This is a genomic window from Idiomarina sp. ST20R2A10, assembly GCF_051842345.1.
Lineage (GTDB): Bacteria > Pseudomonadota > Gammaproteobacteria > Enterobacterales > Alteromonadaceae > Idiomarina > Idiomarina loihiensis.
In genome coordinates, this window is sequence record NZ_JBNIEY010000001.1 from 792,931 (window position 1) to 815,119 (window position 22,189).

The following is a 22,189-nucleotide window of genomic DNA, read 5'->3' on the forward strand; positions in this document are numbered from 1 at the left end:
ACGTCGTGTGTGAATGTGGTCTGCTTTGTCCACTGTTGTTCGTAAAGTTGTTATTATAGCGGTCATCAACCAATAAATCATGGGATAGCCGCTTGAATTCTAATTCATCTGTTCAGTTTAACGAGCAAGGCGTACCCGTTTCCACTACTTTCGATGATATTTATTTTTCTGTCGAAAGCGGTGTTGACGAAAGTCAGTACGTATTTCTGGCGCAAAACGGATTACCCCGTCGCTGGCTGTCGCTACCGGCTCATTATAGCTTTACCATAACCGAAACCGGGTTTGGTACAGGTTTGAACTTTCTTCTGACCTGGAAACGTTTTTTAGAGCAGGCACCTGCCAATACACGTCTCCATTTTGTCAGTTTTGAAAAGTTCCCTTTATCGCGCCAGCAACTTGAACAAGCATACCAATTACTAGAACCAATAGCGGAATTCAGTCAGTCATTCCTGGAGCATTACCCGGCAACCGATCCCGGCTGTCATCGCATCATACTATCACAGGGCCGGGTCATTCTGGATCTGTGGATAGGCGACCTCAATGAGCTACTGCCAGAATGGCTTCCACAGGCACAAAAGCAAATTGACGCCTGGTTTCTCGACGGCTTTGCTCCGGCGAAGAATCCAGAAATGTGGCAGCCAACACTTTTTGATGCCATGAAGCAAACCGCACATAGCGGAACAACCTTTGCTACCTTCACCGCTGCAGGCAGTGTCAAAAGAGCACTACAGCAAAACGGATTCGAGGTTCAAAAAGTAGCAGGCTTTGGTCGCAAACGAGACATGCTTTGTGGTCACTACCTTAGCGCCGAAGTTTGTCAGAAATATTACGATCGCCGCGATGTTACTATTATTGGCGGCGGCATTAGCGCGGCATGCTCTGCCCTTGCACTGAAGCATAGAGGCGTTAACGTCAGAGTCGTTAGTGCAGGTAGCGCCGACGGCGCATCCGGAAATCCTCAAGGAGCCGTTTACCCTCTGTTACACGCCGAGCATACGCCGCTCAGTCGCTTCTATTGGCAGGCGTTTTCTACAGCCACCAGCTTCTACCGTAATTTTTGTGACGACCACTGGTTTCCCGTGGGGGTTATGCAGCCAGCATTTAACGACGATAGAGCCCGGCGTTATCAACGTATAGCCGATGAACTGTATGCGCCAGAAACGGTACGCTATTTATCTCAGCCGGAAGCAGAACAAGAAGCCGGGGTTTCGCTGGCGGTTCCGGCGCTGCTTTACCCTAAAGCCGGATGGTTACGACCGGCGGCTGTGGTCAAAAGCCTTTTAGAAACAGCACAAATTGAGCTTATTGAAGGCGAAGCTAAGGTTTTGGAGAAAACTGAAAGTGGCAGTTGGCAGATATCACTAAAGAACGGAAGTTTGCTGGCCGCTGAGCGAGTTCTTATTGCCACCGGTCATCACATCAATGGGTTATTGCCGGAAAGCGTTAACCCCCTGCCAATACAACCAGTTCGCGGACAAGTCAGTCTGGTTCAAACAACACCGTTATTATCTTCACTAAAAACGGTTTTATGCTTTAAAGGGTATTTAGTTCCGGAAGATGGCAACCATCACTGTGTTGGCGCAAGCTTTAATCGCGACAGAGAAGATTTAGAACCAACCCCCGAAGATGACGAAGAAAACCTGAAACAACTCGCTGAAAACGCGAAGCAGCCATGGGCTGAATCTCTGCAGCTAACATCCCAAAGAGTCTCGGTACGGGCGACCAGCCCCGATCACCAGCCTGTTACCGGAGCGGTTGCCGAAAACTTATATGTCATTACAGCGCTGGGGTCTCGGGGCTTCACTTCTGCCCCTATTCTGGCAGAAGTGATTGCCTGTCAGTTAACCGGTGAGTTAACGCCGTTAACTCAAGATGCTTTACGCCGCATCTCCGTTAGTCGCTTTAAGGGCTAACTTATCCAATACATTGTTAATGTGAGTCTGGTCAGCCGGAGACAACTCATGCCGCGTTTTGTGAACTGCCTCACGCAAAGCCGGCATAATTCTCTCCGGTTGAGTCTCACCAGCCATTTCCAGTTGCGCAACGACTAAGTCGAAATGCCCGCGCAAATAACCGCAGGCAAATAGCTCGTCATCTGTGCCGGAAACCACCGCATCATCGAATACGGTTTCAAGTCGTTCCACTAATTGATCAAAGTCCGTACGAGTTCCCATCTGCAGTTTCCCGTTGAAAAACAAAGGCGCTCATTCTAACGGTCTTTTTGTTACAATGCATCCGCATCAAAGACTCAACCTATGACAGAGGTAGTTATTATGTCCCTGGAAATTGGCTTGTTTTACGGCTCTACCACTTGCTATACCGAAATTGCTGCAGAAAAAATTCAGCAAGCCATTGGCGAGGACATTGTTCAGCTGTTTGATATAAAAAATACCCCGCTAAAAGAAGCTGAGCAATTTGATATTCTTATTTTTGGTATTTCCACCTGGGATTTTGGCGAACTTCAGGAAGACTGGGAAAGCCATTGGGACGACATAAATGACGTGAACCTGCGCGGTAAAGTTGTTGCGCTTTTTGGAATGGGTGATCAGGAAGGTTATACCGACTGGTTCCAGGACGCTCTGGGCATGCTGCACGATGCCATAGCCAACCACGGCTGCAAGCGCATTGGTTTTTGGCCAAATCAGGGCTACGAATTTGCCGCCTCCAAAGCGTTAACCGCAGATAACACTCAGTTCGTCGGTTTATCACTAGATGAAGACTCCCAATATGAGCTATCAGATGAACGTATTGAACAATGGACGACGCAAATTTTAGAAGAAATTGCCGAACAATTAGGATAATAAAAATGCAAAGCTTTCTTTCAAAAACCCTGCTGTTACTCGCTTTGTTGATGTCGGTAACGGCCCAGGCAAAAACCGAAGCTCCCGGCATTGACGAGTTCACTTCGTCATTTCAGGAGCACCCCGGTTTTTTCACCTTTTACCACGATGAAGCTAGTGCAAAGTTTTATCTGGAAGTGCCGAGGCAAGGATCACAGTTTATTTTTCAAACCAGTCTTCCCTGGGGGTTAGGTTCTAATGATGTCGGGCTGGACCGCGGGCAACTGGGTGAAACTCGGTTAGCATCATTTCATGTTGAAGGAAATAAGGCGTTATTGGTTCAACACAATACCGAGTTTCGTGCACAAACGCGGAATCAGGCTGAACGCAGCAGTGTCGATCAAGCGTTTGCCGACGCCGTGCTTTATGGTTTTGACGTTGTTGCGAGCAACGATGAACGTGTGTTAATAGACTACACCCCTTACTTGTTGAGCGATGTGCACGGTGTTAGTAAGCGCTTACAGCAAACCGAGCAAGGACAATTTAAGGCCGATACAAGCCGCTCAGTCATTTACCCTGAACGTAGCAAAGCCTTTTCAGAAAATACGGAGCTAGAAGCGAAAGTCACTTTTGTCGGTGACGGAAAAGGGCAGTGGATAAATCAGGTTGCGGCCAACGCCGATGCACTTTCTTTGCACCTGCACCACTCCTTTATAAAGCTACCTGACGCCGGATACCAACCCCGGAAATTTCATCCAAACAGCGGTTTTTGGGCTCACAGCTTTAAAGACTACGCAGCACCTCTTGGCGAATCGATGACAGTGCAATATATCCCGCGTCACCGGTTGAATAAGAAAGACCCTATTGCCTCACAAAGTGAAGCGCGTGAACCTATTGTTTATTATCTTGACCCAGGTGCACCGGAACCTGTCAAAACGGCACTGCTTGAAGGTGCCCGCTGGTGGGCTCAGGGCTTTGAAGCCTTAGGTTTCGAGAATGCTTTTCAGGTAAAAGTTCTGCCCGACGGTGCTGACCCTATGGATGTGCGCTACAACGTTATTCAGTGGGTTCACCGGGCAACCCGTGGCTGGTCTTACGGCTCGTCGGTAATAGACCCTCGTACGGGCGAAATCATTAAAGGTCATGTCACCCTGGGGTCGCTGCGTGTTCGCCAGGATATGAAAATAGCCGAAGGCTTGTTGACGCCTTTTATCGAAGACCGCAGTGAACTTAAAAGCGCGGTAAAAAATATGGCTCTGGCTCGTATTCGCCAATTAAGTGCACACGAAATAGGCCATACCTTAGGAATAGCTCATAACTTTGCTGCCAGCGCGTCAGACAGAGCTTCCGTTATGGACTACCCTCACCCGCTGGTAAACCTGACAACAGATGGCGGTTTAAGCCTAAGCAACGCTTATACAGAAGGTTTAGGAGTATGGGATAAGCAAGTTCTGGCTTATGGGTACAGTGACTTTGGCGGTATGCCATCGTCTGACGAGCAGCTCGCCCGTATTCTGGATGAAAATAAAACGCTCAATCTCAGCTTCATTTCAGACAGAGATGCACGCCCTGCCGGTGGTGCTCACCCTCAGGCACATTTATGGGATAACGGCAGCGAACCTGTTACTGAGCTTGAACGCCTGCTTTCAGTGCGCCAGCAAGTGCTGGATAACTTCAGCAAGGACATGCTGAACAGCGATCAGCCATTAAGCCAGTTACAATCGATCTTTGTGCCTATTTACTTGCTGCACCGGTACCAAACAGAAGCCGCAGTAAAATGGTTAGGCGGCGTTAACTACCATTACTATATGGCTGACGACTCTACGGACGACTACCAGCCGGTAGGGGCCGCCAGACAACAAGCGGCTCTTAAACAGTTGTTAAAAACCATTCAGGCAGATACTTTGCGTGTGCCTTCACATATTAAACAATGGCTGGTTCCGTCGGCTTACGGTGAAAGCTCATCGCGCGAGAACTTCAGTGGTAAAACAGGGCTAATACCCGATACCGTCAGCATGGCTGCCAGCGCCGCGGATCACAGTTTAAGTTTGATGTTAAACAGCCAGCGTCTGAACCGGTTAGCACAACAACACGCGGACAATGACCGAGTGCCTTCTCCGGCCGGACTGATGACAGCTATTTTCAATACCGTTTTCAGCGACTGGGAAAACGCAAAAAAAGCCCCGGTTCAGCAGCGCTTGCTGGCAACAGCTATCAACGCCGAAGTAAGAGCGGTAAAAAATTCGGGACTGGCTGCAGAAACCCGGTTAGTTATGCGAGCTGAGCTTGCTGAACAACAACAGAAGCTTGCCAAGTCGGACTCACTACTCGTAAAGCAATTGGCAAAAGATTTAGATAAATTCTTAAACGAAGGGGAATGGCCGGAACAGTACGAACCCGAGCCGTTACCTCCGGGTTCGCCAATTTAAGCGAAATGCCAGAGCCGCTTAAAGCGGCTCTGGAAAATCGTCTAACTGTTCTTTCGTTTTGCCATGAGGCGTTGGCTGACGCGTTTCCGGATCAATATGTACGAACACAATGTCATCAGCTGAACAAATGTTTTGCTTGGTGTGCTTATTGCGTACCAGACAAGTGATAGCTAACGACGTGCGTCCCACAGATTTTACCTGCAAGCCAAATTCAACGACATCGCCCTGAAACGCAGAGGTTTCAAAAGTAATAGCGCCAATATGCTTAGTTACCAGGCTTTTTGCCCCTAACTGGCAACTGGCAAAAATATAAGCTTCTTCGTCAATCCATTCTAAAATACGGCCACCAAATAACGAACCGGCAAAGTTCAAATCATTTGGCATAACCAGTCGGCGAGATAAAAAGCGCATAGTCACTCCTTGTTCATGGAAGATATGTACATATTATAACCTATTGTTCGCCAATGGTTTGTTGAAAAAATTGAGCAATCATTGAATATAAATGAATTTTTGTATTACGCCCGTTAATAGAATGCTTTTTCCCCGGGTAATTCATCATTTCAAAAGCCTGAGCGTTGTCCTGCAATTGCTTATACAGCTTCGTGCTATGAGTAAACAAAACATTGTCATCCGCCATTCCATGGTAAATCAGTAAATCACCTTTTAAGTTATCGCTGTATGGAAAAACCGATGAGTTTTCATAGGCATTACCATCACCCGGCATGCCCATAAAACGTTCGGTGTAATGCGTATCATACAAACGCCAGTCGGTTACCGGTGCGCCAGCCACTCCAGCCTTAAAATATTCAGGTGCTTTAAACATAGCCAGCAGCGACATGTAACCGCCGTAACTGTGACCATATATACCGATGCGCTTTGGGTCGACATAAGGCAGGCTGGTTAAATACTTAACCCCAACCACCTGATCATCTACTTCCGGGCTCCCCATATTCTTATAAATAGGTGCCTCAAAACGCTTTCCCCTATTCGCCGAACCGCGGTTATCCAGAGTGAAAACAATAAAGCCCTGTTGAGCCATATATTGAACAAAACCACTGCCCCAGCTTTTGGTTACTCGCTGCGCTCCGGGACCGCCATAAACATACACCAGCACCGGATATTTTTTTTCTGCATCAAAATCTCCTGGCTTGGTCATTTTGTAATAAAGCGTCTGCCCGTCTTCAGCTTTTAGCTCACCGAACTCAGGGTAACGCCAGTTTCTCAAGTAAGGAGACAGTGGATGCTCACCTGTCACTTCGTTTTCAGCCAACCACACCAAATGATTACCAGTTGGCCCGTGCAAACTTACTTGTTTGGGCTGCTGAGGCGATGAGTAGGTGTCCAGATACAAGCGCACATCGGCATCAAATTCAATATGGTGCATACCTTCACGCGTTGTAATGCGCGTTGGGTTGGCCGCAGAACTTGCATTTAGCTGAGTACGATACAGGTGAGATTCTAGTGGTGATTTTTTCCGGGCGGTAAAGTACAGCGTGCCAGTACTTTCATCAATAGCTTCCAGTTCATCTACTTGCCAATCGCCAGAACTCAATTGACGAATTAACGATCCGTCCAGGCGATATAAATAAAGATGTTTGAAACCGCTTCGTTCAGATGCCCAAATGAAATGCTTATTATCATTTAAGAAATACAAGTCATCGTGCAGATTCAGCCAGCTATCTGAGGTTTCTGTCAACAACTCACGCTGGGTTTCACTTGTTCGATTATAAAGCCAAAGCGTCAGTGCTTGCTGATCTCTGCTTTGCCATTGATAACTCAAACGTTTGCTGTCACCAACCCACTTAACCCGGGCTAAATACCCATCATTTAGCTTATCCAGCTGCAGCCAGTTGGTCTGTTTATCAGCAATTTGATATACCCCAAGGTCAATCTCTACGTTGTCGCTTCCGGCGAACGGATAACGCTGTTGTATGGTTTCAATTCGGTCCGCGTATATCTCACTGCGGGTAGCGAGAGGCACAGGACTTTCATCAACTTTGGTTAACGCAATAGCCGACTCATCCGGAGCCCACCAGTAACCGGTCATGCGCTTCATTTCTTCCTGGGCAACAAACTCCGCCATACCAAACTTAAGCGTGTTACCGCCTTCGGTTGTAACCGCATGTTCTTCACCACTGGCAAGGTCAATAAAGTACAAATTCTGTTCGCGGACAAAAGACACGTAGCTGCTTTTTGGCGAGAACTTAACGTCAGTTTCAAAAGCATCCGTTTTTGTCAGCTGAGTCACTTTTTCTTCGTCAGTCTGGTAATAAAAAACATCACCGTTATAGGGAAAAAGCAGCGCATCCCCTTTTGCTGACCAGCTGTACTCAATTATGCCACTGCCGCTAATGCGTTGACGTTCCCTACGAGCTTTCTCTTCATCAGACAATTCAAGCTCACTGGCAGCGATCTGGTCTGCCGCGACTAACAGTTTATGTGTCTCGGCCTCGATATCGTATAACCAGAGATCATAACGTTGCGGCTCTTCCTTACTGCCTTTTAAGTATGAAAGGTATTGCCCGCCGGGCGCAAACTTTAACGATTTTGGTGTTTCCCCCGTAAGACTGGGGCCACTAAACAAACGTTCTATGGTTAACTCTTCGGCAAAAACAGAGAGACTAAAAAAGCTAAAAACAATAATAGCAATCGCCTGAATACGACGATTAAAATGAAAAGGCATGATGCAAGATCCAACGATGAGTTTATTACCACTTATATTAACAAAGTTCGGGATAAAAATCGGTTGGCTGCGGTGAAATAACACGAAAACGCTACCGCCGAATTACGACGATAGCGTTATTTTCGGGAGGGCTGTTCAATTAGAAGCTAATAGAAACGCCAGCCTGGAAACGACGACCGGTAACAGGTGCGTCATCTTTTATAAAGGAGCTGTGAACAAAACCTAGCTGATCTGTCAGGTTTTCACCTTTCAGATAAAGCGTAGCACCGTAGTTTGCTAACCACTCCGGGTAAAAATTGACGCGGGCGTTCAGTAAGCCATAAGCATCGGTTACGGTCTCATTCTGCCCTATTTTATCCTGTTCCATGTAGCGCGTATAACCGATAGCACCATCCCAGCCAACGGCCTGATAACGCACTTCTGTACCAATGCGTTGCGCCGGGATTCTCGGTAAATCATCGCCATCACGCTGTTTTGCACGGGTATAGTCACTAAAGCCATGAAGTGACCAATGCTCTGCGAATTTCCAGTCTAACTCAAGTTCGTAGCCATAGAGCTCGGCGTCAACTTGTTTAAACTGAACCACTTGCAGACCGTCGTGATCATGCTCGTGCTCCTCTTCATGGGCATGCTCTTCGTGGTCATGATCCTCATCACCATGCAATTGTTCACTGTTTAGGCCAATAAAATCATCGTAAATGAAATCATCAACGCGATTGTAGAACACGTTCAAATTTGCATGAAAGCTGTCATTTTCGTAATGAAAACCCGCATCAATATTGTTTGACGTTTCGGTTTTAATTGCCACTTCGTTTGGCTCAACATGATACTCGTCAAGCTCTTCTTCATGTAGTTCGTAACCCAGGCCAAGTTCATAAGTACGGGTTGCAAAGTGATTCCCGTTAGCAAAAACTTCATTTGCAGCCGGAGCTCTTTCTGCATGACTTAGGTTAAATGAAACCGAGGTGTGATCACTGAAGTGGTAGAGATAACCAGCAGACGCTGAAGTGGCATCAAAGGTATCCAGTTTGCGCTCCTCACTGGAAAGCGATGTGCGCTCATGGCGAACACCTAAATCAACGTGATGAGAACCAAATTCCTGCTCTACGACCCAGAACAAGCCCTGAGTGCGACGCGAGGTATTCGGCGTAAAGGCTTCTTCGCCAAAAGCCGCCTTATCACTGATGTCCCACTGCCAGCCGACAGCACCTTTCCATCCTGCAATTTCTTTATGCTGACCAATCAGTCGTATCTCTTTTTGTTCATTTTCAAATTGAGTTGCAACGAAATTGTCTTCAATTTCCTGATGCTGGTAGTCAGTTAAAGCGGCGCGAAAATCTAAGCGGTTAAAGCCACTGAAAGGATTACGCCACTGACCGGCAAATTGAATACGCTCTTGCTCCAGGTCTGCATAAGGGCCAGCCTCTGCGTGTTCATGCTCGTCTTCATGACCCGGCTCTTCCTCATGCTCATCTTCTTCCTCACCATGACCGTGGTCATGACCGGGAATACCGTATTCCTGATAGAGTCCCTGGTAAGACACTCCGAAAAAGCCGTCATCAAACTGGTAACTGGCGCCAATGGTGCCACCCTGAGCGTCAATGAACGAGTTTTCGACATGATCCACCGTTTCACCTTCGTCATTCGTAAATGACGGTGTTTCATAATCATTGGCGCGACGAATAAAGGCATCGGTATAAAGAGCCCAGCGACCATTGCCTATTTGCAAGTCGTAAGACCCCTCTTTATTATCATTGTTAGTCGAGGCTGACACATTTGCATTACCTTGAATGCCGTAAACAGGCTCAGAAGGGATCCGGTTGTCGACCACGTTAATCACGCCACCAATTGCTCCACTACCGTAAAGCAAAGTTGCAGGCCCTCTTAATACCTCAATTTGTTGTGCTGTACTGGTTTCCGTTGTAACTGCATGATCGGGACCACCACGGGATACGTCACCAGTATCAAGACCATTCTGAGTAATTTTCACTCTTGGTCCGCCCAATCCACGAATAATGGGGCTACCTGCGACATTCGCAAAGTGAGTGTTATTGATACCCGGTTCCATTGCCAGAGTTTCCCCCAGACTATGAGCATTCTTTTGCTTAAGCGCGTCACCGGAAATAATATTGACCGGCTGTGCTGATTCAAGCGCTGTCTTATCCAGCGGGCTTGCATTAATGACAATGACTTCATAGTCATTAATGTGTTCATGTTCTTCTTGCTGTTGCGCATGCGCGACGGTACTTGTTGCCAGTAATGCAAGAGTTAACGCATTCAGTTTCATAACCACTCCAGTTAACGTTGTTTCAGATTAACGCCATCTCGTTATTGTAATAATATAACATTACAAAATCTTGATACGTTTTGCAACACTCTTTCAACTATCCACTCTGGTTGTCTGTTATCTGCTGCGGTACACTAGCTTCGCTATTACGATAAAAATAAAACCAAGGACATGATATGAAGCCATCCCATATTCTTCTGCCCGTTACATTAAGCCTGCTGGTAGCGGCTTGTGGCGCATCAGAACCCGAGTCAAAAACGACTGAAATCCGTGCTGAGGAATCCAATATTCGTGCTCATTTAGAGTTTCTTGCAGACGATGACCTTAAAGGTCGTGAAACCGGTAGCAACGAGCACGAAATTGCCTCGAACTACATCGTTTCTGAATTCAAGCAGTTAGGCCTTGAGCCTGCAGGTGATGACGGCACTTATTATCAGCGCATTCCTTTTCGTAAAAGTACACTGAAAGAAAACAGCGCCCGAATGACCTTTGAAAACAATGGTGAAGTGGTCGAGTTTGAATTCCCTAAGCAATTCATTACCGGTCCAAGTCATTATGAAGAAAAGGACGAAATTACTGCGCCATTAGTTTTTGTCGGCTATGGTATGGAAGCTCCTGAATTTGGTCTTGATGACTACAACGGCCTTGACGTAGAAGGCAAAATTGTTGTCATGTTAACCGGCCGTCCGGAATTTTTACCTAGCGAGGAAGGTGCTCACCTGGCCAACATTAAAAGTGATATTGCCCGCGAAAAAGGTGCTGTTGGCATTATTACACTACACACTCCAGTGCGCGAAAAAACTCGCAAATACGAAACCAGTGTTTATTACACCAAGACACCTCGCATGACCTGGTTAGGTCCTAATGGCTTACCTAAAGGCGAAGAACAGCAGTTAAAAGGTTCTGCCTATATTGATGATGAACCTGCAGAGAAACTGTTTGCGAATGCTCCGACTGAATTGAGCACTATCTTCGAGAAAATTGAGGAAGACCCGGACTTCTCTCCTAAAGGGTTTGAACTGGAAGGCGAAGTCACCCTGGCTCGTGAATCGCGTCACGAGGAAATTTCCAGCCCTAACGTCGCAGCCGTATTACCTGGTTCTGACAAAACGCTGAAAGACGAATACGTTGTTTATACTGCGCATTCCGATCATATCGGCGTAGTAAAAGACATGAGTCGCGAAGACAATATCAATAATGGCGCGATGGATAATGCCAGTGGCGTTTCCATTATGCTGGAAACCGCGCGCTTGTTTGTAGAGTCAGAGCAAGAATTTGACCGTTCAATTATGTTCTTGTCGGTAACTGCAGAAGAAAAAGGTCTGTTAGGTGCGGACTACTTTGCCAATAACCCAACGGTTCCTTTAGAAAATATCGTAGCAAACGTAAACCTGGATATGCCGGTACTACTGTATGATTTTGCCGATGTCATTGCCTTTGGTGCTTCTCATTCAACTTTGGGTGACACTGTTAGCAAGGCAGCTCAGCAATTCGATACAAAGCAAAGCCCTGACCCTATGCCTGAGCAGGCTATTTTTACTCGCTCAGACCATTACACTCTGGTCAAAAAAGGCATTCCGGCGGTATTTTTAATGACTGGCTTTACCTCACGTACCGAAGGTGAAGACGGCGGCGAAGTCTGGGGCGAGTTTTTTGCTGAGCACTATCACAAGCCCAGCGATGGACTCAATTTAGATATTAACTACGAAGCAGGAGCCCGCTTTACCAATATTAACTTTGCCATTGGTAAAGAAATTGCGAACGCCGATAAGCGTCCACAATGGCTGGAAGACTCGTTCTTCGGTAAGCAATTTAACGACTAAGCGTACTGTTAAAGCACAGAACGAACTCCAGGGAGCCTTAACCGGCTCCCTTTTTTGTTAGCGACCGTCATTAAACTGTCATTTACGCTCTCTACACTTTTACCATCAGTAGCTGCCGGAGCACTTGATGTTATCTGTAGACAAAGTCGTTAATGACAAGCTTCCACTCATTAAAGGTAAACCCTGGTTAGAGAAGCCAACAACCTGGGTTTTACGCAACCTTTTACACGAAGAAGACATTCAGAAGTTTGGCAAAAGCTCGCCCTCTTTAGAAGGCATAGACTTTGTTGAACACACTCTGGACTACTTCAATTTCACTTACTCCTACTCTTCGCAAGAACTGGATAATATCCCTGTAAGCGGACGTCTGGTTATTATTGCGAATCATCCGATAGGCTCTCTTGATGGGCTGGCGTTATTAAAGTTAGTGAGTGAAATGCGCAGCGATGTAAAAATAGTTGCCAATGAATGGCTGTCTGCACTCGAACCTCTTAATTCTTTATTGCTGCCGGTTAATGTCTTCGGCGGCAAACCCAGCCGCAAAGATATTCGCAACATACATAACCACCTTCACGACGAAGGGTGCGTCATACTGTTTCCTGCAGGTGAAGTGTCGCGGTTACGCCCTAACGGGGTACGTGACACACACTGGCAAAGTGGCTTCCTGAAAATAGCCAAGGCGACTCAAAGTGACATTTTGCCCATACGTCTCGACGCTCATAACTCGGCCTGGTTTTACACCGCTTCTATGGTCTACAAGCCTTTAGCTACCATGCTCCTGGTGAAGGAAATGTTTCGCCAGCAACGTAAGCAGGTTAAATGTCATATAGGGCAAAGAATTCCGGTTGAAGCCTTTCTTCATCAGGGGTTGAGTGTAAATCAGCAGGTTAAACTGTTTAAAAAGCACCTGTACCGTTTAGGCACTCAAAAAAAGCCGATTTTCCCGACTCAAACAGCAATAGCCCGTCCCGAGTCGCGCCAGCCTTTGAAAGCGGCCATTGAGGCCTGTGAATTACTGGGTGAAACCCCATGTGGCAAAAAGATTTATCTGTATGAATTCAGTGGTAGCTCCCCTATTCTTCGGGAAATAGGCCGCTTAAGAGAAGTGGCTTTTCGCACCGTGGGCGAAGGTACCTGGCGTAAACGCGACCTTGATGAGTACGATACCTGGTATATGCACCTGATACTCTGGGATCCGGATGATCTTGAAATTGCTGGTGCTTACCGTCTGGGCGACTGCAATAAAATAATAGAAACGCACGGCCAAAACGGACTCTACAGTGACGGATTCTATGAGTTCTCAGACGCTATGAAGGAGATTTTTCCGCAAAGTCTGGAGCTGGGTCGCTCATTTGTTCAACCCCGGTACTGGGGTAAACGCAGTCTGGACTACCTCTGGGTTGGTATTGGAGCGCTGTTGCGTAAGCACCCAAATTATCGTTACTTATTTGGTTCTGTCAGTATTAGCAACGCCTTACCAAAGGATGCACAGGCCGCTTTAGTTAAATTTTACAGCAGCCATTTCCCACCGCAAACACCCATGGCAAGGGCAAACATTCCTTATCGTTTAAACACCGACTCAACGGTGCCTGACTTTACCGGTAACAACTACGCCGATGAATTTGTTCTGCTAAAAAGCTACATGGCAAATATCGGTTCCGCCATTCCCACACTTTACAAACAGTACTCGGAGCTATGCGAACCCGGCGGAGTGCAGTTTTTAGAGTTTGGCGTTGACCCGGATTTTAATCATTCGATAGACGGACTGGTGTTAGTGGATACCACCAAACTCAGCGCGAAGAAGCGCAAGCGTTATTTAGAAACGAGATAAGCACTGGCCTGCTGATACCAGTCGCCCAATACAATACGTTTAGCAGGTTTGCCGTCACCGAGAGTAAAGCAATGCACGGCCGGACGGTGTGTGTGACCATGAATTAGCTTTCTAACGCCGTGCTTTTCCATAACATGCAGCACTTCACTGTGCTGAGCATCCATTTTATAAAGCTGTTCCGGGGTTAATTCAGGTCTTTGGCTACTGGATTTTTGCCGTAACCGATTAGCAATACGCATACGCCAGGACAAGGGTAAGCTGCGCATAATACCTTTGACCATAGCATTCTGGATAATAGCCCGATAACGCAGATAGCCTTTATCCAGCGTACATAAGGTATCACCGTGCATCAGCAGTATCCGCTCGCCATACAAGTCAATGACCGTTTCATCCGGGAGAAGGGTTAAGCCAACGTCGCTGGCAAAACGCTCACCCACCATGAAATCACGGTTCCCGGCCATAAAGTAAAGGCGTACACCGCTATCCGTCATGTGCTTCAGCTGACTTTTTACTTGCGCCGCAAATTCGCTGGTGTCGTCGTCGCCCAGCCAGGCATCGAACAAATCACCTAGAATATATAGCGCATCAAGATTTTGGTGTTGCTGACAAAAGTCATCAAAAGCAGCCAGAATATCTGGCCGCCCCGGACTTAAATGTAAGTCAGCGATAAAACCGGTGGTCATGGAATCAGTCTTTAACCGACACACTTTCAATAACCACGTCTTCAACCGGCACGTCCTGATGGAAGCCCGCTGAACCGGTTTTCACGTCTTTAATGGTGTTTACCACATCCATACCTTCAACAACTTCTGCGAATACACAATAACCATAGCCATTCGGTGTTTCATTCTGAAAGTTTAAAAAGGCATTGTCGTTCACGTTAATGAAAAATTGAGACGATGCGGAATGAGGATCGGGCGTGCGCGCCATAGCCACCGAGCCAACCACATTGGGTTTTGCTGTCGGCGCTTCGTTTTCAATATTCGCGCGTGTTTCTTTTTGCTTCATGCCAGGCTCAAAACCACCGCCCTGCACCATGAAGTTACTAATAATACGGTGAAAAATTGTGCCGTCATAAAAACCGTCACGGGCATACTGTAAAAAGTTATCTACAGTCTTAGGCGCGGTTTCATTGTGCATTTCTAAAGTGATATCACCATGATTGGTATGTAAAACGACTTGCATTGAATGTACCTGTTTCATTGACTAAACCAGCCAATAGTGTACCAGAGCCGTACCATAGGTGGTATCATAAGCCCCCAGTTTTCATCGCTAACCGTTTAAAAGTAAGAGACACTATTTATGGCATTAACCGTATTTAACACCCTCACTCGCAAAAAGCAGTTATTTGAGCCTATTCAACCCGGCCATGTGGGTATTTATGTGTGCGGTGTTACCACTTACGACTACTGCCATATTGGCCATGCCAGAACTTATGTCGCTTTTGATATTGTTGTGCGCTATCTGCGCAAGCTGGGGTACAGCGTTAAATACGTCCGCAACATTACTGATCTAGACGATAAAATCATTAAACGTGCAGCAGAAAACGGAGAAGATTTTCATCAGGTGACTGAGCGTTTTATTCGGGAAATGCACAAAGATTTTGACGCGTTGAACTTAGTCCGTCCCGATATTGAACCACGTGTAACCAGTCATATGGATGAAATTATCCTGATGATTGAACGCCTTATTGAAAACGGTAACGCCTATGAAGCCGGTAACGGCGACGTTCTGTTTGATGTTTCTACATTTAACGATTATGGCAAGCTCAGTCGTCAGGACTTAGAGCAATTACAAGCGGGTTCACGGGTTGATGTTGATGCGGCCAAGCAAGATCCGCTCGACTTTGTACTCTGGAAAAGTGCTAAACCCGGAGAGCCCAGCTGGTCTTCGCCCTGGGGCGAAGGTCGCCCGGGCTGGCATATTGAATGTTCAGCAATGAATAAGAAGCACTTAGGCAGCACTTTCGATATTCATGGTGGCGGCTCTGACTTGTCTTTTCCTCATCATGAAAATGAAATAGCTCAAAGCTGCTGCGCAAATCAATCTGAGTACGTAAAGTACTGGATGCACAGCGGTATGGTGCAGGTCGACAATGAAAAAATGTCGAAGTCACTAGGTAACTTTTTCACGATTCGCAGCGTACTGGAACAATACGACGCGGAAACGGTTCGTTATTTTCTGCTGTCGAGTCACTATCGCTCGCAGCTGAACTATACTCAGGAAAACCTGGATCAGGCGCACTCCGCTCTGGAGCGCTTATACACCGCATTGCGTGACATAACACCGCAAACCGCCAGCGAAGAATTGCGTAGTAAATACTGGCAGAGCTTTCAGCAGGCAATGGACGACGACTTAAACGCGCCGGAAGCCATGAGTGTGTTATTTGAAATTGCCCGGGAAATTAACCGCAACCGCGAGAGTGCTCCGGACACAGCCGCGCAGTTAGCGCACGTTTTGCTTGAGCTGGCTGAGGTAATGGGGCTGCTGCAACAGTCTCCGGAAGAGTTTTTACAAGGTGACGACGACGATGTCGCCAAAATTGAAGCGTTGATTGCCAAGCGTAATCAGGCCCGGGAAGATAAAGACTGGGCCGCAGCAGACGAAGCCCGTGATGAACTAACCAACATGGGCATTGTTTTAGAAGACGGTGCTGAAGGCACCCGCTGGCGTCGCGCTTAACCGACAAACTGATTAAGAGGTTTTACCTATGGCATTTGCACAGTTGCAAATCGTCAGCTCACTGGCTGACGCATACTCAAAAGATGGTGCCGACGCACTTATCTTAATTGGAAATTTTGATTCTATTGACGACTCTGCTTTGGCTGAAACTATCCAGCAGGCACAAATCACCGATCAAAGAGTGGGCAAACAGCCGTTGCTGTTAAAAGCAGACGGTGTTCCGGGCCAGCGTTTGGTCGCGGCGCCTACCGGGCCGTTAAACCGTGACTTTGACGATGTCCGTCAAGTTTTCGATGCGGCACATGCAGCAGCAAAAGTTGCACAGGATGCCGGCGCCCGCCACCCGGTTATTGCACTGAATAATGTCAATATCAATGACGAACGTTACCAACAAGCCTTTTTAGCCGCTTACCTTGGCTTTTGTCAGGCACTTTACCAGCCACTGGAAGCTCGTGAAGCTCATGGTGAAGAAGCCATTGAACCGACTCAGAACGTCATTTTAGTTGGAGAGCTTGACGTTGAATGGGCTATGGCAGTTGAAGCCGGTAAACGCGTTGCTCGCGATCTTGCAGGTACCGAACCTGAGCGTATGGCACCACCCAAATTCGCTGAGTATTGCCGCCAGGCTTTTGCGCACACTTCGGTTAAGGTCACGGTTATCGATGACTACCAGCAACTCCAACATGAGTACCCTTTGCTGGCAGCCGTTGGTCGCTCATCAATGGCTGTGGAGCGTCACCGCCCTTGTGTTATTCGCCTTGAGTATCACGGCAGCAACCCGGAACGTACGGTCATGTTTGCCGGTAAAGGTATTGTTTACGATACCGGTGGTGCTGACTTAAAAACCGGTGGTCATATGGCTGGTATGAGTCGAGATAAAGGTGGTGCCGCAGGCGTTGCCGGCTTCTTAAAAACGGTTTCGGAATTACAGCCAGAACACCTTAATGTGGTTGCTGAGATAGGCGCGGTACGTAACAGCATTGGTTCGGATGCTTTTGTTGCTGATGAAATTATTACCGGCCACAGCGGCAAGCGTGTCCGCATTGGTAATACCGATGCCGAAGGCCGTCTGATAATGGCCGACTTGTTGTCGCATTTGCGCGAAGAAGCGGCAAAAAGTGATGGCGAACACGAATTGTATACGGTAGCAACTCTGACAGGCCACGCAGCCCTTTCAAAAGGTCCATACAGCGCTCTGGTACCCAATGGCCATGCACGTCGTCAAAATCTGGCTCAGGCTCTATTCAATGCAGGCGAAACCTATGGTGACCCAACAGAAATATCCTGGTCACGTCGTGAAGACTTTGACTTTGTTAAAGGCCGTACCTTGTGCGATGACCTCTTGTCATCTAACAACGGTCCTTCTGCCGCTACGCCACGTGGACACCAGTTCCCAATGGCATTTCTGACCGGGGTGTCCGGTCTGGACAATCATGGCATTGATAGTGAGCACCCAATAAGTTATATCCATATTGATATTGCCGGTAGCGGTGTGGAAGGCGGAGACTGGCAACACGGCAAACCAACAGCAGCTCCGGTTACTTGTCTGGCGGGTCATTACCTGAAGAAATAACTTTTACGAAAGCACTTTATTGAAAACAATAAAAAATGCCCGGTTCTGGTTAAACAGAACCGGGCATTTTTTTATTTAGCATTTACCTTAAGAAATAAAATCTGGCCCAAAACCATTGGTCCATAAAATGGCGGTTGTTGCCATTAATACAACCATAGCAATAAGACCTGCGGTCACTACCGAGCTCGCGTACAGAAAGCCACGTTCTTCCGGAATGTGCATAATAACCGGTAGGCCTGAGTAAAGCAGGTATACCGAATAAGCCACACCAATAAGAAAAACGGAAGCAACAAACCACAGCTCAGGATAAATTGACGCTATCCCCGACATAATAACCGGAGTTGCCGCGTAAGCTGCTAATTCAAGCGATTTCGTATAGCTGGGATCAGCACCAAAGGTTTTTGCCATCCAGTAAATTAAGTAAGCCAACGCAAACGTGGCTCCCAAAATACCAATATACATTGCAACGCCAAGCATGATGCCACTGCTTTGGGTAAGATAAATAGACTCGCGGGCACCAACACTCCAGCCGATATGAGCTGAAGCATAGTAAGCTGCCAGACAAGGTAATATTGCTATCAGTAAAATATGAGAACACGAATAAAGAAAGCTCTCACGCTTGCTGTCTATCGATTTCCACTCTTGCGCTGGATGGGCGTATAAACCCCAAATATGATTCAGTATCATAATTTCACTTCCCCATAGTTCGCGGTCATACCGCCAAATTCGTAAATACGTTATAATTTTTGATGCGGGTACTGCTGAAAAATTCACCCCATGTATCTAATATTCAGCACCACCGGTATTCTGTCAAGGCCTTTTGTTATAGAACAAAGGGTTAGTTGTTAATTTCTTATTACACCTTTTACGCCAAGAAGGATCGCTGTGAACTATAGTCTCGTCGAACCCTATCTAAATCTACTCGACCCAATACACTCGTTTTTACTTTGCCGAACGCCTCCTGAGTGGGTTAAGCAAGCGTCGCTGGCTGAGAATCTGCCCGTCATCTTACTGGATCATTTGCACTGTGAGTTAAAAGCGGCTCAAAGTGCAGCCTTATTGCTGCGCCGTTATGCCGTTAATAAAGATCACGGACAAACCCTGCTTGACGCTCTGCAGCCATACGAAGACCTGGTTTATCGCGGTATCGGAGATTTTCAACAACTTAAACAAAGCAAGCAGCTGTCTCACGCTTTACAAGCCGCAGAGTCACAACCATACGCCGACGAAATTATTGATAAAATGTCCCGTTTAATTCGGGAAGAGCTACATCACTTCCAGCAGGTTCTTGAAATAATGCAGGCGCGTGATGTGCCCCTTTATAAGCTCAGCGCATCGCGTTATGCGGCCAGCCTGATCCGGCATGTACGTACATACGAGCCGCAGGCTTTAATTGATAAGTTAATTATAGGCGCTCTTATTGAAGCGCGCTCTTGTGAGCGCTTTGCCGCACTGGCTCCTTATCTGGATGAGGATATAGCTCGCTTTTACGTGTCCCTGTTACGTTCAGAAGCACGCCATTATCAGGATTACCTCGAGTTAGCGCAGAAGCTAAGCGATACGGACATTACCGAGCGGGTTAATCAGTTTAGAGAGTGGGAAGCAGAACTGATTATGTCTGAAGATACTGAGCTACGTTTTCACTCAGGAGTACCGGTGCACGCTTGAGTGTGCACCGGCTCTCAAAGTAATAACCGGAAAAACGTCAGCCGTTAGAGCTCTTCCAGCTTTTTGCCAGCGTCGTTGTCATAATAAACATCTTCATCAAAGTCGCCTTCTGAGCGCGCAACCACACAACTGACCATCGCGTCACCGGTTACGTTAACTGCGGTTCGGGTCATATCCAACAAGCGATCCACACCGATAATAAGGCCAATACCTTCAACCGGTAAACCAACTTGCTGCAGCACCATGGCGAGCATGATAAGCCCAACCCCGGGCACTCCGGCAGTACCGACCGATGCAAGAGTTGCAGTCATAATCACCATCAGGTATTCAGCAACACCTAAGTCCAGGCCATAAACCTGCGCAATAAAGACGGTAGCAACACCTTGCATAATAGCCGTACCATCCATGTTGATGGTAGCGCCCAGCGGCACAGTGAAGGAACCGACACTGTTACTAACACCTAAACGACGGGTAACGGTTTCTAATGTGATAGGCATAGTCGCATTACTGCTTGCTGTGCTAAAGCCAAACAGTTGAGCATCCCGCATCTTACGCATAAAGATACCCGGCTTAACCCGTGCCAGAACGCGCATAAATAAGGGGTAAACAATTAAACCATGAGCGAGCAGCACAAACAGCACAAGCAGGAAGTACTTCGCCAGACTGCCTATCATTTCCACGCCAATTTCCGTAAACAGCTTAGCCATTAACGCAAATACACCATAAGGCGCTAGGTTCATTAAAATAACAACCAACTTCATGATGACCGAATTTAAATCATCAAAAAAGCCTTTCAAACGTTCACCCGGTTTACCAACCAGAGCCATAGAAATACCGAACAGCAATGCAAACACAATAATCTGCAGCATATTGCCTTCAGCCATAGCGTTAATGGGGTTGTCGGGAAACAAATTAACAATGACTTCGCTGACCGATGGTGCTTCACTGGGCTCAAAGCTGGCATCTGAAGCGCGCTCAATACCCGAGCCCGGTTGCACCAGAATTGCCGAGCCAATTGCAAAAGTAATTGCTATGGCCGTGGTGACCATATACATGCCCACTGCTTTTCCGCCTAAGCGCCCAAGCTTACTAGGGTCACTTAAGGAGCAGGTACCGACCACCAGTGATACAAACACCAATGGCACAACCAGCATTTTTAAAGAGGTAATGAATATTTGACCAACAACGTCGAAAAGACCATTGGTTAAATACAAAGAAACCCAGGCATTATCACCGGCAACGTAACGAATAATGGTACCGAGAATGATCCCAGCGACCATGCCGATAACAATGCGGCTAGTCAGACTGAGTTTTTTCTTTTCGCTCATAAGCGTCCTTTATTATTCATTCTAAAAAACTGCGACAGCCTAGCAGAAAGCTTTTAAATAAGCAGCTATAAAACTGTAAGCCTCGCTGAACACCTTCTATTGTGCGACATCTGACCGGGTTAAGGAAGATTTTAAGGTATGAATAATAACAGACATACCTTTCGCAAAACGTTCACTTAGCGGTTTACGGATAACATACTGTAATTTTAATACGTCAAAACCTTTATGCTGTTTCATTAACCACGCGTCACTGGTCGTCACTTCATCAATCAGGCCAAGCTCTTTTGCTTCCTGACCTGACCAGACCTCGCCTGTTGCTACTTTGTCTATATCCAGTTCACTTCGGTTTTCCTGAACAAAAGACTTAAACTGACGGTGAATGGCTTCTAAATCCTGTTTAAACTTACGACGCCCTTCATCAGTATTTTCACCAAAGATAGTCAAAGTGCGCTTATATTCACCCGCGGTTAATTGCTCAAAATCGACATTATGCTTTTTCAAAAGCCGATGAAAATTCGGTATTTGCGCAACCACGCCTATTGAGCCGATAAAGGCAAAAGGTGCCGCCATGAGCTTATGACCAACACAGGCCATCATATAACCGCCGCTTGCAGCCACTTTATCTATAGCAACATTAACGGTTAAGTTATGCTCTCTCAAACGCAGCAACTGAGCCGCCGCCAGACCATAACCATTAACCACACCACCGCCGCTTTCCAGTCTTACCAGTACTTCGTCTTTCTCGGTGGCCAAGTTTAGAATAGCGTTGACTTCATGGCGTAAACTGTCGACCTCTTTTGCATCCATGCTGCCTTTAAAATCAATAACAAAAAGACGTTTCTCTTTATTCTGCACAGCCTTCTTTTTCTTTAACGCTTTCAGTGCTTTTTTCTGAGCTTTTTTATCCATAAGCTCAATTTTCAATTGTTCACTCAGCTCATTCAGCTCTTTAGATAAATGCGTGACTTGTAAGTCACCTTTACTCTTTTTCTGTTTCTGCGCCGCTTGAGCAATAAGGCCCACAATAAAACCAACAGCCACCACAATAATAGCGGCTTTTAGTAAAAAGCCTCCAATATCAGCAACAAAATCCATACCACTCTCC

The 22,189-nt window shown here is 46.8% G+C and carries 17 protein-coding genes; 8 read left to right on the top strand and 9 right to left on the bottom strand.

Going from position 1 to position 22,189, the window contains the following annotated elements; genetic code table 11:
• Positions 1-92 precede the first annotated feature (92 nt).
• Entirely contained in the window at positions 93-1,913 is a 1,821-nt protein-coding gene (gene mnmC, locus ACP7H9_RS03915) for a bifunctional tRNA (5-methylaminomethyl-2-thiouridine)(34)-methyltransferase MnmD/FAD-dependent 5-carboxymethylaminomethyl-2-thiouridine(34) oxidoreductase MnmC (protein ID WP_439222193.1), read from the top strand.
• Here the strand turns inward: mnmC and ACP7H9_RS03920 are convergent.
• Positions 1,878-2,174: a YfcL family protein gene (locus tag ACP7H9_RS03920; RefSeq protein WP_011234274.1), complete on the bottom strand. Its 297-nt coding sequence runs from the start codon at positions 2,172-2,174 to the stop codon at positions 1,878-1,880. The two genes, mnmC and ACP7H9_RS03920, sit on opposite strands and share 36 nt — an antisense overlap.
• Positions 2,175-2,279: 105 nt before the next feature.
• On the opposite strand from ACP7H9_RS03920, the gene fldB reads away from it, so the two are divergent.
• Positions 2,280-2,801, top strand: coding sequence for a flavodoxin FldB (gene fldB / locus ACP7H9_RS03925; RefSeq protein ID WP_034820885.1), 522 nt, complete (start codon positions 2,280-2,282; stop codon positions 2,799-2,801).
• 5 nt (positions 2,802-2,806) lie between these two features.
• Positions 2,807-5,209: a zinc-dependent metalloprotease gene (locus ACP7H9_RS03930; RefSeq protein ID WP_439222194.1), complete on the top strand. Its 2,403-nt coding sequence runs from the start codon at positions 2,807-2,809 to the stop codon at positions 5,207-5,209.
• 18 nt (positions 5,210-5,227) lie between these two features.
• Here ACP7H9_RS03930 and ACP7H9_RS03935 read toward each other — a convergent pair whose 3' ends face one another.
• From ACP7H9_RS03935 to ACP7H9_RS03945, 3 genes are all read right to left on the bottom strand, one after another.
• Entirely contained in the window at positions 5,228-5,620 is a 393-nt protein-coding gene (locus ACP7H9_RS03935; protein WP_011234277.1) for an acyl-CoA thioesterase, read from the bottom strand.
• A 40-nt stretch (positions 5,621-5,660) separates the two neighbouring features.
• A complete protein-coding gene (locus tag ACP7H9_RS03940; protein WP_114981570.1) occupies positions 5,661-7,892 on the bottom strand; it encodes a S9 family peptidase in 2,232 nt (743 codons plus the stop codon).
• Between the two features lie 139 nt (positions 7,893-8,031).
• Entirely contained in the window at positions 8,032-10,179 is a 2,148-nt protein-coding gene (locus ACP7H9_RS03945; protein ID WP_439222195.1) for a TonB-dependent receptor, read from the bottom strand.
• A gap of 176 nt (positions 10,180-10,355) precedes the next feature.
• Here ACP7H9_RS03945 and ACP7H9_RS03950 point away from each other — a divergent pair, with 176 nt between their 5' ends.
• Both ACP7H9_RS03950 and ACP7H9_RS03955 read left to right on the top strand, forming a co-directional pair.
• Positions 10,356-12,002, top strand: a complete 1,647-nt coding sequence (locus ACP7H9_RS03950; protein WP_110012652.1) for a M28 family metallopeptidase — start codon at positions 10,356-10,358, stop codon at positions 12,000-12,002.
• 127 nt (positions 12,003-12,129) lie between these two features.
• Positions 12,130-13,833, top strand: coding sequence for a GNAT family N-acyltransferase (locus ACP7H9_RS03955; RefSeq protein WP_011234281.1), 1,704 nt, complete (start codon positions 12,130-12,132; stop codon positions 13,831-13,833).
• Here ACP7H9_RS03955 and ACP7H9_RS03960 read toward each other — a convergent pair.
• Entirely contained in the window at positions 13,815-14,516 is a 702-nt protein-coding gene (locus ACP7H9_RS03960) for a UDP-2,3-diacylglucosamine diphosphatase (RefSeq protein WP_011234282.1), read from the bottom strand. The two genes, ACP7H9_RS03955 and ACP7H9_RS03960, sit on opposite strands and share 19 nt — an antisense overlap.
• Positions 14,517-14,520: 4 nt before the next feature.
• The gene (locus ACP7H9_RS03965; RefSeq protein WP_011234283.1) at positions 14,521-15,018 is read right to left on the bottom strand and encodes a peptidylprolyl isomerase; all 498 of its coding nucleotides are present in this window, start codon (positions 15,016-15,018) and stop codon (positions 14,521-14,523) included.
• A 117-nt stretch (positions 15,019-15,135) separates the two neighbouring features.
• Here ACP7H9_RS03965 and cysS point away from each other — a divergent pair, with 117 nt between their 5' ends.
• Together cysS and ACP7H9_RS03975 are read left to right on the top strand one after the other, a co-directional pair.
• Positions 15,136-16,515 carry a cysteine--tRNA ligase gene (cysS, locus tag ACP7H9_RS03970; protein WP_011234284.1) on the top strand — a complete coding sequence of 460 codons (1,380 nt, stop codon included), beginning with the start codon at positions 15,136-15,138 and terminating at the stop codon, positions 16,513-16,515.
• A gap of 28 nt (positions 16,516-16,543) precedes the next feature.
• On the top strand, positions 16,544-18,088 hold the full coding sequence (locus ACP7H9_RS03975) for a M17 family metallopeptidase (protein ID WP_114981572.1): 1,545 nt from the start codon (positions 16,544-16,546) through the stop codon (positions 18,086-18,088).
• A gap of 87 nt (positions 18,089-18,175) precedes the next feature.
• Here the strand turns inward: ACP7H9_RS03975 and ACP7H9_RS03980 are convergent, their stop codons facing one another.
• Positions 18,176-18,775 carry a Yip1 family protein gene (locus ACP7H9_RS03980; protein ID WP_011234286.1) on the bottom strand — a complete coding sequence of 200 codons (600 nt, stop codon included), beginning with the start codon at positions 18,773-18,775 and terminating at the stop codon, positions 18,176-18,178.
• Positions 18,776-18,973: 198 nt separating this feature from the next.
• On the opposite strand from ACP7H9_RS03980, the gene miaE reads away from it, so the two are divergent.
• Positions 18,974-19,756, top strand: coding sequence for a tRNA isopentenyl-2-thiomethyl-A-37 hydroxylase MiaE (miaE, locus tag ACP7H9_RS03985; protein ID WP_011234287.1), 783 nt, complete (start codon positions 18,974-18,976; stop codon positions 19,754-19,756).
• Positions 19,757-19,800: 44 nt separating this feature from the next.
• On the opposite strand, the gene ACP7H9_RS03990 is transcribed toward miaE, so the two are convergent.
• Entirely contained in the window at positions 19,801-21,084 is a 1,284-nt protein-coding gene (locus ACP7H9_RS03990) for a dicarboxylate/amino acid:cation symporter (protein ID WP_011234288.1), read from the bottom strand.
• Positions 21,085-21,180: 96 nt separating this feature from the next.
• The gene (gene sohB / locus ACP7H9_RS03995; RefSeq protein ID WP_153848953.1) at positions 21,181-22,179 is read right to left on the bottom strand and encodes a protease SohB; all 999 of its coding nucleotides are present in this window, start codon (positions 22,177-22,179) and stop codon (positions 21,181-21,183) included.
• Positions 22,180-22,189: the final 10 nt, after the last annotated feature.

What these genes read in the sequence shown, in the direction of transcription:
- ACP7H9_RS03920 (WP_011234274.1), bottom strand. Translation starts at nt 2,174, where the DNA reads ATGGGAACTCGTACGGACTTTGATCAATTAGTGGAACGACTTGAAACC.
- ACP7H9_RS03930 (WP_439222194.1), top strand. Translation starts at nt 2,807, where the DNA reads ATGCAAAGCTTTCTTTCAAAAACCCTGCTGTTACTCGCTTTGTTGATG.
- ACP7H9_RS03935 (WP_011234277.1), bottom strand. Translation starts at nt 5,620, where the DNA reads ATGCGCTTTTTATCTCGCCGACTGGTTATGCCAAATGATTTGAACTTT.
- ACP7H9_RS03940 (WP_114981570.1), bottom strand. Translation starts at nt 7,892, where the DNA reads ATGCCTTTTCATTTTAATCGTCGTATTCAGGCGATTGCTATTATTGTT.
- ACP7H9_RS03945 (WP_439222195.1), bottom strand. Translation starts at nt 10,179, where the DNA reads ATGAAACTGAATGCGTTAACTCTTGCATTACTGGCAACAAGTACCGTC.
- ACP7H9_RS03950 (WP_110012652.1), top strand. Translation starts at nt 10,356, where the DNA reads ATGAAGCCATCCCATATTCTTCTGCCCGTTACATTAAGCCTGCTGGTA.
- ACP7H9_RS03955 (WP_011234281.1), top strand. Translation starts at nt 12,130, where the DNA reads ATGTTATCTGTAGACAAAGTCGTTAATGACAAGCTTCCACTCATTAAA.
- ACP7H9_RS03960 (WP_011234282.1), bottom strand. Translation starts at nt 14,516, where the DNA reads ATGACCACCGGTTTTATCGCTGACTTACATTTAAGTCCGGGGCGGCCA.
- ACP7H9_RS03965 (WP_011234283.1), bottom strand. Translation starts at nt 15,018, where the DNA reads ATGCAAGTCGTTTTACATACCAATCATGGTGATATCACTTTAGAAATG.
- cysS (WP_011234284.1), top strand. Translation starts at nt 15,136, where the DNA reads ATGGCATTAACCGTATTTAACACCCTCACTCGCAAAAAGCAGTTATTT.
- ACP7H9_RS03975 (WP_114981572.1), top strand. Translation starts at nt 16,544, where the DNA reads ATGGCATTTGCACAGTTGCAAATCGTCAGCTCACTGGCTGACGCATAC.
- ACP7H9_RS03980 (WP_011234286.1), bottom strand. Translation starts at nt 18,775, where the DNA reads ATGATACTGAATCATATTTGGGGTTTATACGCCCATCCAGCGCAAGAG.
- ACP7H9_RS03990 (WP_011234288.1), bottom strand. Translation starts at nt 21,084, where the DNA reads ATGAGCGAAAAGAAAAAACTCAGTCTGACTAGCCGCATTGTTATCGGC.
- sohB (WP_153848953.1), bottom strand. Translation starts at nt 22,179, where the DNA reads ATGGATTTTGTTGCTGATATTGGAGGCTTTTTACTAAAAGCCGCTATT.